At 35.3% G+C, this 11,855-nt stretch carries 13 protein-coding genes and 1 riboswitch; of the genes, 8 read left to right on the top strand and 5 right to left on the bottom strand.

The annotated features are described in order from the left end of the window. Positions 1-4: 4 nt before the first annotated feature. Together RBU60_RS08680 and RBU60_RS08675 are read right to left on the bottom strand one after the other, a co-directional pair. Positions 5-2,290, bottom strand: coding sequence for a transglycosylase domain-containing protein (locus RBU60_RS08680; RefSeq protein WP_308864454.1), 2,286 nt, complete (start codon positions 2,288-2,290; stop codon positions 5-7). Positions 2,291-2,452: 162 nt separating this feature from the next. Next, the gene (locus RBU60_RS08675) at positions 2,453-3,220 is read right to left on the bottom strand and encodes a DUF1206 domain-containing protein (RefSeq protein WP_308864453.1); all 768 of its coding nucleotides are present in this window, start codon (positions 3,218-3,220) and stop codon (positions 2,453-2,455) included. Positions 3,221-3,380: 160 nt separating this feature from the next. Here RBU60_RS08675 and RBU60_RS08670 point away from each other — a divergent pair, with 160 nt between their 5' ends. Both RBU60_RS08670 and RBU60_RS08665 read left to right on the top strand, forming a co-directional pair. Continuing rightward, positions 3,381-4,109 (top strand): SDR family oxidoreductase, encoded by a 729-nt coding sequence (locus RBU60_RS08670; protein WP_308864452.1) that lies wholly within the window; start codon positions 3,381-3,383, stop codon positions 4,107-4,109. A gap of 4 nt (positions 4,110-4,113) precedes the next feature. Beyond that, the gene (locus RBU60_RS08665) at positions 4,114-5,064 is read left to right on the top strand and encodes an aldo/keto reductase (RefSeq protein WP_308864451.1); all 951 of its coding nucleotides are present in this window, start codon (positions 4,114-4,116) and stop codon (positions 5,062-5,064) included. Positions 5,065-5,140: 76 nt separating this feature from the next. Here the strand turns inward: RBU60_RS08665 and RBU60_RS08660 are convergent, their stop codons facing one another. Together RBU60_RS08660 and RBU60_RS08655 are read right to left on the bottom strand one after the other, a co-directional pair. After that, complete coding sequence (locus tag RBU60_RS08660; protein ID WP_308864450.1) at positions 5,141-6,007, bottom strand: sigma-70 family RNA polymerase sigma factor; 867 nt, start codon at positions 6,005-6,007, stop codon at positions 5,141-5,143. Positions 6,008-6,163: 156 nt separating this feature from the next. Then, the gene (locus RBU60_RS08655; RefSeq protein ID WP_308864449.1) at positions 6,164-6,592 is read right to left on the bottom strand and encodes an FKBP-type peptidyl-prolyl cis-trans isomerase; all 429 of its coding nucleotides are present in this window, start codon (positions 6,590-6,592) and stop codon (positions 6,164-6,166) included. 213 nt (positions 6,593-6,805) lie between these two features. On the opposite strand from RBU60_RS08655, the gene RBU60_RS08650 reads away from it, so the two are divergent. Continuing rightward, positions 6,806-6,928, top strand: a complete 123-nt coding sequence (locus tag RBU60_RS08650; RefSeq protein ID WP_308864448.1) for a hypothetical protein — start codon at positions 6,806-6,808, stop codon at positions 6,926-6,928. Between the two features lie 255 nt (positions 6,929-7,183). On the opposite strand, the gene RBU60_RS08645 is transcribed toward RBU60_RS08650, so the two are convergent. Continuing rightward, positions 7,184-8,008, bottom strand: coding sequence for an OmpA/MotB family protein (locus RBU60_RS08645; RefSeq protein ID WP_308864447.1), 825 nt, complete (start codon positions 8,006-8,008; stop codon positions 7,184-7,186). Between the two features lie 450 nt (positions 8,009-8,458). Between RBU60_RS08645 and RBU60_RS08640 the strand changes: the two genes are divergently transcribed. The 5 genes from RBU60_RS08640 to RBU60_RS08620 all read left to right on the top strand — a co-directional run. After that, complete coding sequence (locus RBU60_RS08640; RefSeq protein WP_308864446.1) at positions 8,459-9,124, top strand: hypothetical protein; 666 nt, start codon at positions 8,459-8,461, stop codon at positions 9,122-9,124. Positions 9,125-9,153: 29 nt separating this feature from the next. After that, on the top strand, positions 9,154-9,684 hold the full coding sequence (locus RBU60_RS08635; RefSeq protein ID WP_308864445.1) for a DUF4251 domain-containing protein: 531 nt from the start codon (positions 9,154-9,156) through the stop codon (positions 9,682-9,684). A gap of 453 nt (positions 9,685-10,137) precedes the next feature. After that, positions 10,138-10,746, top strand: a complete 609-nt coding sequence (locus RBU60_RS08630) for a nitroreductase family protein (RefSeq protein WP_308864444.1) — start codon at positions 10,138-10,140, stop codon at positions 10,744-10,746. Between the two features lie 11 nt (positions 10,747-10,757). Further along, a complete protein-coding gene (locus RBU60_RS08625) occupies positions 10,758-10,964 on the top strand; it encodes a hypothetical protein (RefSeq protein WP_308864443.1) in 207 nt (68 codons plus the stop codon). 560 nt (positions 10,965-11,524) lie between these two features. Further along, positions 11,525-11,655: riboswitch (molybdenum cofactor riboswitch) on the bottom strand. Beyond that, a partial coding sequence (locus RBU60_RS08620) for a helix-turn-helix domain-containing protein (RefSeq protein WP_308864442.1) occupies positions 11,624-11,855 on the top strand: 232 nt, incomplete at its 3' end. (Overlaps the previous riboswitch by 32 nt.)

The raw sequence follows: 11,855 nt of genomic DNA, 5'->3' as shown, positions 1-11,855 counted from the left end.
AGGATTATTTATCTTTTTTTAACCAACCAAAAATCCCTTTCTTCTTTTTCTTTTCTTTTTTATCGAATTTCTTTTCCGTTTTATTGCTGCCAAAGAGACGTTTAAAAAAGCCGTCTTTTTTAATGACCTCACAATCTAAAGATGATAAAACTTCAGAAGAAGCTTTTTCAAAATGTGCATTTGCAATATCTTTATAGTCATCGTCTGCGCTAATTTTTTGATAGTATTTTGCAAAAATAGGGAGAGCTGAGTTGGCGCCTTGTCCTATTGCAGTACTGCTAAAACCAATTTGTTGATTGTCGTTTCCTACCCAAGTTAGTGTCACTAGATTTGGCGTAATGCCAACAAACCAGCCATCTTTATTATCTTGTGTAGTTCCCGTTTTTCCTGCAATCTCATTAGATAAGCCATAGGTAGAGCGTAATCGCGTTGCTGTCCCTTCATTTACGGTAGCCTTCATAAACTCTAACATTACTTGTCTTGTGTCGTCGCTAAAAGCTTTTTGTCTATCATTTTTTAAGGAAGGATGCAAATCTTCAAATGAAGCCACTACATTGCCATCTTTATCTTCTATTTTGGATATAAAAATAGGAGAGGAGGGAACACTGTGATTCACATAACTGGTGTATGCTGTAGCCATTTCTATCAGTTTTACGTTGGAAGATCCTAAAGCTATAGATGGTACCCTTGGAATATCACTCTCAATTCCCATAGCGTGCGCTTGCTCTACCACGCTATTTACACCCGTTTCATAAAGCACTTTTACCGCAATGGTATTTACAGAGTTGCTTAGAGCTTTCTCTAAGGAATAATTAACATTCTCACTATCTTCTATTTTAGAAGCATTGGTGGGCCTCCAATTATCCACATCGGTGTAGGTGACTGCTTCTAATGGAAAATAGGTACAAGGATCCATTCCACTTTCTAAAGCTGCCGTGTACACGAAAGGTTTAAAGGTAGAACCTACCTGACGTTTACTCTGCGATACGTGATCATATTGAAAGTATCTATAATCAATTCCGCCTACGTAGGCTAAAACTGCTCCGCTAGACGGTTCTAAAGACACCATTCCTGCATTCAAAAATTTAGAGTAGTATTCTAAGCTATCCAATACAGACATAGATTTCACTTCGGTTGCATCCCAAGAGAACAATTCGGTTTCTTTTTTTTGGTTTAAAGAATCTTCTATCGCTTCCGCGGAAAGACCTTGAGACACATATTTTTTATAAATCTTTAAACGTTGTTTTGCCGCAAGAAATGTTTTTTTGTTTTTTAACCAAGGTGCATTTTCTCCGTAAGCTTTTTCAAATTGTTTCTGCAAGTTAGTCATATGCTCTCGCATGGCCTCTTCTGCATATTTTTGCAGCGTATTGTCTAAGGTAGTGTAGACTTTTAATCCGTCTCGGTAGATGTCGTAAACTTCTCCGTTTGGTTTTTTAAATTTCTCTTGCTGAAGTAAAGTATCCAATTGTTTTTTGATATGCGCTCTAAAATAAGGTGCTAGACCTTGATTGGGAGCGTAATACTGATAATCTAACTCAATTTTATCTTGCTTCGCTTTATTGGCCTGCTTCAAATTAATATAATCATACTTTAACATCTGATTAATCACCACATCGCGTCGCAATTGAGAACGCTCTGCAAAAAGCCTAGGATTGTAACTATGATTCGCTTTTAAAGAACCGATTAGGGTAGCCGATTGTGCTAAACTTAGCTTCTGTGTAGTTGAATTAAAGAATTTCTGAGAGGCACTTTCAATACCATAGGTGTTGTCTGGAAACGGAACTGTGTTTAAGTAAAGGGTTAGAATATCTTGCTTAGAATAAATGTCTTCAATACGCTCTGCTACAATACTTTCACGTACTTTATTTACAACGATACTTAAATAGCCGTAATCCTCTCTTCCGTAAAGATTTTTAGCCAATTGAAGGGTTATGGTACTTCCGCCACCAGAAGATTCGTCAGACATTAAAATGGTCTTAAAAAATACACGTAACAAACTTTTATTATCTACTCCATCATGTTCATAAAATCTGGAATCTTCCGTAGCGATTAAAGCGTCGATAAGGTGCTGCGGAAATCCTTCAAATTTAATAGATTGTCTATCGTAAATATAAAATTTACCTATCAAATCGGCATTTTTGTCCAATACTTGAGTCGCCTGACTTTGTTTAAGACTAGCCAACTGCTTTTTATTTGGGACTTTTCCCCACATCCCAAAATAAATACTACCATAAAAAAGAAATAGTAGAAGCAATAGAGTAGAAGCTGTATAAAGCGTCCACTTCACCCACTTTTTGTTTAAAAAGGCCCTGTAACTCATAAATTATATAAAAATAAAGAGCACAAATTAACGAATAAGTTGGGCGAGAAGCGCTGATTTTAATTTATTTATAACGTTTTCAACTCTAATCACGCGTATGAATGGTTTTGTAAATGAAATAAAAGTATTTTAACCATCAAACCTTCTATATCTTGCCAATAGCATAACAAATAAACCGTAAGCGGCTAATCCTGCTGCAGCAACTCCCATTAAAATACTTCCATACGCAGAATCTTGTAAAAAGGAAAATGCTTCTTTGGTTCCCTTCACTTCATTGGTTCCAGAATACATGGCGGCTCTAATAAAAATATATGCTAAAATGAGTATCACAAAAGCGCGAGCATAAAACCCGAAATAGCCCGCATTCTTAGCCGCTTTGTGCCAACTTCTATCATCTATACTAAACTTTTTCATAAACTCTTTTTGATAAGCTTGCTTGATGTAATATCCTGCAATAAGAACTAAAAAAATTCCGATAATGAAGAAAAGAATGCTCATAAGCGTCGGACTTAAAAAACTAGATAAACCACCGCCGCCACTAGAAGACGAGCTCCATAAATTTCTAGCTGCTAAAAATGCAATCCCTAAATAAATAATGCCACCGAAGAAAAAAACCACACGTTTTGCTTTACCTTTCCAATCGTCTTTTATTTCTTCAGGATTAATAAAACATAGTATAAATCTCCAGCAGGCATAACAAATTAATCCTAATGCAATTGCAATTAATAAAACTTTCCCAAAAGGCTGTTTGTTGATAAAATCAAACACTTGACTTTTTCCAGATGTAGATCCGCCAAGATGAAGCGCAGCCAAGAGCGTTAAAATTCCGCTCAAGAAATAGGTAATTCCTTTAGAAAAGATCCCAATTTTTGCAATCGTTTTGTATTTTTTATCCATCTGCTTTTTTATAAAAGTATTCTCAAAAAAATTAATGAGGATAATATTTATGCTAAGATTAACAAGTTAAGAATTTAGGCGTTAAAGTGTTGTAAAACCTCAAGAATAGTTAAAGAAACCTCTTGTTTCTACCTATCTTTAAAGCATAAATAAAAGAACTATGAAAGATTTAAACAATAAAACAGCGCTTATTACCGGCGGAAGTAAAGGAATAGGCTATGGAGTGGCCGAAGCATTGATGAATGCTGGTGTAAATGTGGCGATTACCAGTAGATCATTAACCAATGCCGAAACTGCTGCAGAAGAATTAGAAAAAAAGACAAAGGGCAAGGCTTTGGGAATTAAAGCAGATGTAAGAAACTTAATAGATCAAGAAGAAGCCGTGCGCCATACTCTAGAGAAATTTGGACAGTTGGATTTTGTGATTGCCAATGCAGGAATTGGACATTATGGTAAAATCACCGAGCTTACCGATCACGATTGGCGTGAAACTATCGACACGAACCTTACCGGTGTTTTTTATTCCGCGAAAGCGAGTATAGAAGCTTTAAAAAAATCTAAAGGCTATTTTATAAGCATCTCTAGTTTAGCAGGAACCAATTTCTTTGCAGGCGGCGCAGCTTATAATGCCAGTAAATTTGGAGTCACCGGCTTTACACAAGCAATGATGCTCGATTTAAGAGATGATGGGATAAGTGTTTCTACCATTATGCCAGGTTCTGTTTCAACCCATTTTAATGGTAACGATCCAGAACAAAACGAAGAAAAGGAGGCTTGGAAGATTCAAAAAGAAGACCTTGGAGAACTAGTCGTTGATTTATTTAAAATGAACAAACGCAGTTTGCCTAGTAAAGTCGAAATTAGACCTTCACAACCTCCAAAAAAATAAGTTTATGAAATCTTTACAATTAGGAACTTCCAAGCTAAAGGCGTCCCCCATTATTTTTGGGGGAAACGTTTTTGGATGGACGCTCAACGAAAGAGAATCCTTTCAAATCTTAGATGAAATGCTGGATCGCGGCATTACGATGATTGATACCGCCGATGTTTACTCAAGATGGGTGGACGGGAATGAAGGCGGAGAATCTGAGCGGATCATAGGAAAGTGGTTGAAAGAAAGAAAAACGAGACATCACATTACCCTGGCGACCAAAGTAGGAGCCGATATGGGAAAAGGATCTAGAAACATTTCTAAAAAATACATTTTAGATAGGGTAGAGGACTCCTTAAAAAGACTCCACACCGATTATATCGATTTGTATTTTACGCATTGGGACGACGACAAAACTCCGGTAAATGAAACTCTGGAGGCTTATCAACAGCTTATCCAACAAGGAAAGGTGAGAGTTGTGGGCGCGTCCAATTTATCCCCCAAACGTTTAAAAGATTCTTTAAACGCTTCCGCGGAAAGTGATTTACCCAAGTATCAAGTTTTTCAACCCGAGTATAATTTGATGTCTAGAAAGCATTTTGAAGAAAAAATAAGGCCCATTTGTAAAAAACATCAATTGGGAGTGACGCCGTATTTTTCTCTTGCCAGCGGATTCTTAACTGGAAAATACCGAAGCGAGAAAGATATGCAAGACTCTTCTAGAAAGGATTTTGTAGAAAAATACCTCAATAGAACGGGATTGCAAGTATTAAATGCTTTAGATGAAATCTCAGAAAACCACCAAGTAGATAATGCGGCCGTAGCCTTGCGTTGGTTGATGCAAAAAGATATCGTCACGGCGCCTATTGCCAGTGCGACAAAATCTAAGCATTTAGAAAGTTTCACCGAAGCCATAGAAATGGAGCTGAGCGCTAAAGAAATGAACCAATTGGACGAGCTAAGTAAGCTCTAGTTTATTTTCATACAAGCATAAAAAAAAGGCTGCTAGATAATTCTAAGCAGCCTTTTTCCACAATAAGTAGGTTATCTTAACCTAAATATTTTTTCAGAATTTTATTTTTAGATTGGTGTTTCAGTCTTCTAATTCCTTTTTCTCTAATTTGTCTCACGCGTTCTCTACTTAAATCGAACGTATCACCAATTTCTTGTAAGGTCATGGCGGGTTGGTTTCCTATCCCGTAATTAAGACGAATTACATCTGCTTCTCTAGTAGAAAGCGTATCTAACGCCCTATTGATCTCGATGCTTAATGAATCTCTCATTAAATTATCATCTGGAGTAGGGGACTCGCCCGAACTTAAAACATCGTATAAGTTAGAATCATTTTCACCTTCCTTAAAAGGAGCATCCATAGACAAATGTCTTCCAGAGTTTTTTAAGGCTGTTTTCACTTGGCCCACAGGCATATCTAATTCTTTCGCAATCTCTTCTGCAGAAGGGGGACGTTGTAAACCTTGCTCTAAGTGAGAAAAGGTTTTATTGATTTTGTTAATCACCCCAATCTTATTGAGTGGTAAACGAACCACACGAGATTGTTCAGCTAATGCTTGTAAGATAGATTGTCTAATCCACCACACCGCATAAGAAATAAATTTAAAACCACGAGTTTCATCAAAACGTTTGGCCGCTTTCACTAAACCAACATTTCCTTCATTAATTAAATCGGGAAGTTTTAAACCTTGATTTTGATATTGTTTTGCTACCGAAACAACAAACCTCAAGTTAGCATTCACCAATTTTTCTAATGCGACTTGGTCACCTTCTCTTATTCGTTGGGCTAATTCTACTTCTTCTTCAGCAGTAATTAGATCTACTTTACTAATGTCTTGTAAATACTTATCTAACGATTTTGACTCTCTGTTAGTGACCTGTTTGGTAATTTTAAGTTGCCTCATATATCTCTACTTATGTTTGTGATTTGTAATAAGTTTTATTATACGACAATTAAGTCGATAAAACAAGTGAATTAGAATATAACCTTCTATAAATCATAAAAAACGCAGGCTATTATATCAATAACCTGCGTTTTAGTCGTATTACTGCAAAGGAAATTACTTAATCTCCATCACTTCTAATTCAAAAGTAAGGTCTTTACCAGCCAATGGATGGTTAGCATCAATAATAATTGATTCTTCTTTTACTTCTGCAACTCTTAATTGTCTTTCAGTTCCATCAGGGTTTTTAGAAACTAAGCCCATTCCAACTTGTGGCTCAATTTCTTGAGGCAATTGGCTTTTAGGTACTTCTTGAAAAAGTTCTTTTTGAACTTCTCCGTAAGCTTCTGTATGTGGAATTTGAACCGTTTTCTTATCGCTCACTTTCATATCGATAAGTCCATCTTCAAATCCAGGAATAATCTGACCTTGTCCTAACGTAAATTCGATAGGCTCTCTTTCTAAAGAACTATCAAATACCTGACCGTCTTCTAATTTTCCTGTGTAATGTACTTTTACCGTGTCATTCTTTTTAACTTGACTCATAAAATTATTTTTTCTAATTTATAGATTATTGAAAATGAAGTTTTTAAATTCACCTTCATCTTAGAGCTTGCAAAGCTATGAGAATTCTATTGAATCCCAAGAGATTAGACCAATAATCCCACTTGTTTAGATAAATCTTAACAAAATTTAAGAAATTTGTTAAATTATCTTTAACTATATTGTATTTGCCAATCCATCAAATCACTTATGCACATGGTTCACGATCCTAAAAAAAATCAAAATAACGAGGAGTATATTCTTAAAGACAATGCCAAAACCAAAACTGGAGCTGGTTTAATTATAGGAGTGATCTTATCTGGACTTTACTTTGAATAGTTTTAAACTAAAAAATATGCATAAAAAAAAGGAGCTGATCATTCAGCTCCTTTTATAATTTAAATGTTTTTGTATATCCGCTTTCATTCCCAAAACTAGTTTTTGTCACCTTGAGCGGAGTCGAAAGGCTAAACAAAAGCATCTCGACTCCCCTCCAAAATGAATTCCTTTCGGGCTGGTGCTCGTTGTGACATTAAAACTATTATTTGATTAGACTGGATACTAAACGGAAATGCAATAATGTTTAATCTAGTTCTAAGACTCTTCTAGCATCGCTAAGAATTTATCTAAGTTAGGTAAGATAATAATTCTTGTTCTACGGTTGCTTTCACGACCATCGGCAGAATCATTTTCGGCTAAGGGAGAAAAACTACTTCTTCCGGCAGCGATTAACTGTTTCCCATCTACATTATATTTATCTTGTAATAAACGAACAATCGATGTTGCCCTACGCACACTTAAATCCCAGTTGTCTTCTAAATAAGACTCTTCTTTAATGGTTTGATTATCGGTGTGTCCTTCTACCATGATTTCCATAGCAGACTCAGAGTTTACTACTTCGGCAATTCTACCTAATAATTTGTGCGCTCTCGGACTTACCCAATAGCTACCACTTTTAAACAATAATTTATCAGATACGGTAATTTGTACCACGGTTTGATTCACATCAATTTCAATCCCTTCATCATCACCAGAAAGTGACTTTGTTAAGTTATGAGATACGGCTAAATCTATAGAATCTCCTAAGGTTTTAGCTTTTGAAACTAGAGCAGGATCCACATTCTTAAGGGTTCTACGCATAGATTCTTTATTCTTATTAGACATCGCAGCAATATTGTCTACCATCTCTAGCTTGTCATCGTTTTCGTCCTGAAGCTTATTAATTTTCGCATAATAATTAGATACGCGTTCTTCAATTTTAGCGTATTTCTCTTCACAATCTTCTTTGTCAACACGAGTTTTCATCAGCACGCTTTTGGTACCATCCAACTCCGTTTGCAATTCGGTGTATTTTTTCTTAGACACACAAGAAGTAAATAGGGTCGCAGAAATTACACTTAACAATACTACCTTTTTCATAGTTTTATTTAGTTTTGGTTATGACAATACTAACCCCTTGCTTTTGGTTTTGTTTCATTTGAATTATTATTGTTTTGTTAAAAATAGTTTACAAAATCTTAATATTTTGGTTTGATTGTTGTATCACAATAACTTAGAATACCTTTGTATTGAACGAAGATGTTACGACGCTGTCTGCCCGAAAGAATTCATTCTGAAAGTCTCGCTTGAATGGAACGGTCAGAAAGTTGAGAAGCTTTTGTTTAAGATTTTAAATTAAGCTTGTTTTGAGGGTTAGTTGAAAGGCTCAAGGTGAGTAAAGTAAACGAATTTAAAATTGAAAATAAGATTTAAAAAAAGTATAAACTTTTATTTTAGACAGTTGGAATTAAATCTAATTTCTATGTTCTAAAAGCGGAGCGGTCTAACATCCTAGTCGGATACGACTAAATATAAAAGAAGAAAAAAAGTATGAAATATATAGCAAGTCTTTTCGGAATTTTTGCCGTTTGCGGAATTTCTCACGCCCAATTAGATAATCCTACCACCACAACTACCGGAGGTCGTCTTGGCGGAAACACGATGAATAGTGGTGGGTTTACAAGATCTACCCCCGGACTTAGCAAGCCGAATAATTCTTTTTATGCTGGGAATAAGAAAGAACGATTATTAGAACCTAAGAAAAAAAGTCTAGACATTACCGATCATGACGAATTTCTAGATCCTACTAAAAAGTTTGATCCCAAATACTTAGCGAAGAAGGAAGGGGATAAGACCCCCGAAGAATTTAAAAAGAATCAATACTTCGGCGACTTTAAAAGCAATGGAAAATTTGTAAAGATTCTCTGCAGAGACCATATGGCGGTAGATGGCGATATGGTACAGATTATTGTAAACGGAAAAGTACAAATATCAAAAATATCGCTGCAAGGTAGTTATACCAATGTATATATTAATTTGAAAGAAGGCTTTAATAAAATAGAAGTCCTAGCGCTTAACCAGGGGATGTCTGGTCCCAATACTGCCGAATTTAAGGTGTATGACGATATGGGAGGCTTAATCGCTAAAAATATCTGGAATCTGGCCACAGGATTCAAAGCTTCTATGATTATCGTGAAAGAAAAAGAAGAAGAGTGAGAAAGCATTTCGCCTATAAAATTTTATGTGTGAGCCTTATAAGTATAGGGCTATGGAGTTGTTCGTCTCTTTCTAGCGCTCAAAAAGAGAGCAATGCAAAAGAGATTAGCCGCTGGTTAGACCACCAAGAAGTACATATAGATCTAAACACAGCATACCCTAGAAGTAGCTCCGCTTTACAGCAATTAGCCAATAACGGACTTTTAGCTCCCGGAAACACCTCTAATGTGATTAATCTCTCCAGCAGTAAAAGTTTTATCAAGATTCACCAAGATAGTATTCAAGGCTATTTACCTTATTATGGAACCCGCCAAACCGCTGGAAGATTAGGAGAAAACGGAAGTATTAATTTTCATGACCTTCCAAAAAATTATAGCGAACATTTAGATCCCAAAACGCTGATACATCATATCGCTTTTGAAATTCCTCAAAAAAAATCTAGTGAAGCCTTTCAAATACAAATCCAAATCTACCCTAGCAAAAAAGCACAAGTTAGCGTAAACAGTTCTCAACGCGACGGAATTAGTTACCAAGGGAAAGTTCAAAAATTAAAAGAATAATTATTTCACTAAAGCGGATTTGCTCTTAGTTTTTATCATGTTTTCTTCATTCTAACTCCTAAGCTCCATATATCTTAAGTTTCAAAATCCGTTAATCAACATGCGCAAATTCCCAAATGGAATTAAAATAGTAGAGGTCAGTAGTTAAATTCACATCATGAATTTTTGCCTTATGTACATAGAGGTATTCCTATGGTATGTTATGGTCCGTTCGAGCGCAGTCGAGAACTAATCTTCAGCTTAAATTAGGTTTTGACTGCGTCTTTCTTTGACTGAGGCAGGCTCAACCAGGCATAGTAAAGGTATTTCAACGGAAAAGTATGTGATCTTCATCAAATCTAATTCCGTGAATAATTTTTGCATTAGGAAATGTATCTGAAAAACTAAACTCAAAGTTTTTATTGCTCTAGAATTTTTAGTTGCAATTAAATCGCATTACTTTTAAAATAAAAAATGGAAAAGACATCAAACCTTAATAAAGACACACCAGTAAATCATTCTATCTTAGAGAGCATTAAAAATAGATGGAGTCCCAGAGTTTTTGCGCATACACCAATCTCTGAACAAGATGCTAAAAAATTATTAGAAGCGGGTAGGTGGGCACCAAGCGCATCTAACCTACAACCTTGGCGAGTTATTTGGGGATTAAAAGGCTCTGAAACTTACGACCGCATATTTAATTGCCTAGATGAATTTAATCAGAGTTGGGCAGGAAATTCGCAAATGTTATGGCTCAATGCCTTTAAGAAAACGATGAACAAAGGAGAGCAAGAGAATTTTCATGCGCTTCACGATTTAGGTTTGTTTATGGGAAATGTAGTTCATCAAGCTAACAGTATGGAAATGGGGGTGCACCAAATGGCCGGGATAGACTTTAAAAAAGCGCAAAGAGAATTCCAATTTACAGAAGATTATCACGTGACCACCGCAGTAGCTTTTGGTTATTTTGGTGGCGATCCAGATGATTTATCAGCCGACTTAAAAGAACAGGAATTAAAAGAAACCCGTGAGCGGAAATCTCAAGAGGAATTTGCTTTTAACGGAAATTTTCAAAATAAATAAAAAATAAAACGATGAGTGATAAAAAGAAACATGCCGATTTTCAAGATGAGTATAGAAGAGATTCCAATCTTGGCAAAACAACTTCAGATAAAGAAGACGAACTTAAAATAAAAGGTGATGGCAAGCTTAAGGCAGAAAAAGATGAAGAAATGAAGAAGAAAGCTGAAAAGAAGAAAATAGATAACACCTTAGATGATCTTTTATCTGACGAAAAATAGATGTGACTTTTAAAAACACAGAAGAAGACTTTCTTAGAAAATAGGTTTTAAGAATAAATTAATTTTTAGAATCTCATCATGGTTGATATCATTTTGGTGAGATTCTGAAATAAATGAATTGAGTTAAATTTCTTATAACCCGAAATTATAGGTAAAGAAGTTATTTTACTTTGTATTTATGACAGGGAAGGTATAATGGAATAACTAAAGCCTTATAAAAAAAATATTTTAATGGATGATGCTAATATAGAGAGTAGGTTTACAAATATTCTATTTTACATAATATAAATTATAGGACAATTGTCAATATTAAGTAAAACAGCGACTAGAACTTTTTCAGTTCTATTTTACATAGTTCCAGATATAATGCCTTTAGGCTTATATCTGGAACTATGTAAAAGCCGTTTCTTTTTTAAAATAGTTATGCTCTCGCATTAAATTTTTAAAACACAATTATCCAACGCTTGCCAAAACCAAAAAACAAAATCTTTTTCTTCTAATTAAAAGTCGCATGTTCTATTAAAATCTTGAATTCAACTCATAAACGCAACTTTTAGCGAATGATGATATAGTTATTTTTCAGAAGAAAGAAGGGAATGTTTCCCTCCTCTCCCTGAATGGATATTTGACTATATTGTTCTCCGACTAAAAATTGCAACATGAGCCAAATAACTCTAGAACAAAGATATGAAATTGCCGCACTTCGCAATGCAGGAAACACCTTAGAATATATAGGTAATCTCTTGGGTTTTCATAAAGGAACAATCAGCAATGAACTTCGTCGTAACCGTGATGGAAGAAGCGGTGAATACAAGCCCAAACTTGCAGAGAAAAAGTGTAGGCAACGGCATCAGAACAAGCCAAAAAGAATCCATTTCATTCCTGAAATCA

Origin of the sequence: Mesonia profundi (assembly GCF_031085155.1) — a bacterium.
GTDB lineage: Bacteria > Bacteroidota > Bacteroidia > Flavobacteriales > Flavobacteriaceae > Mesonia > Mesonia profundi.
The sequence above is the reverse complement of the archived record's forward strand: the minus strand, read 5'-3'. Positions and strand labels throughout refer to the sequence as shown.

Excerpts from the sequence above, each read along its gene's own strand:
- RBU60_RS08675 (WP_308864453.1), bottom strand. The coding sequence starts at position 3,220 with ATGGATAAAAAATACAAAACGATTGCAAAAATTGGGATCTTTTCTAAA.
- RBU60_RS08670 (WP_308864452.1), top strand. The coding sequence starts at position 3,381 with ATGAAAGATTTAAACAATAAAACAGCGCTTATTACCGGCGGAAGTAAA.
- RBU60_RS08665 (WP_308864451.1), top strand. The coding sequence starts at position 4,114 with ATGAAATCTTTACAATTAGGAACTTCCAAGCTAAAGGCGTCCCCCATT.
- RBU60_RS08660 (WP_308864450.1), bottom strand. The coding sequence starts at position 6,007 with ATGAGGCAACTTAAAATTACCAAACAGGTCACTAACAGAGAGTCAAAA.
- RBU60_RS08655 (WP_308864449.1), bottom strand. The coding sequence starts at position 6,592 with ATGAGTCAAGTTAAAAAGAATGACACGGTAAAAGTACATTACACAGGA.
- RBU60_RS08650 (WP_308864448.1), top strand. The coding sequence starts at position 6,806 with ATGGTTCACGATCCTAAAAAAAATCAAAATAACGAGGAGTATATTCTT.
- RBU60_RS08645 (WP_308864447.1), bottom strand. The coding sequence starts at position 8,008 with ATGAAAAAGGTAGTATTGTTAAGTGTAATTTCTGCGACCCTATTTACT.
- RBU60_RS08640 (WP_308864446.1), top strand. The coding sequence starts at position 8,459 with ATGAAATATATAGCAAGTCTTTTCGGAATTTTTGCCGTTTGCGGAATT.
- RBU60_RS08630 (WP_308864444.1), top strand. The coding sequence starts at position 10,138 with ATGGAAAAGACATCAAACCTTAATAAAGACACACCAGTAAATCATTCT.
- RBU60_RS08625 (WP_308864443.1), top strand. The coding sequence starts at position 10,758 with ATGAGTGATAAAAAGAAACATGCCGATTTTCAAGATGAGTATAGAAGA.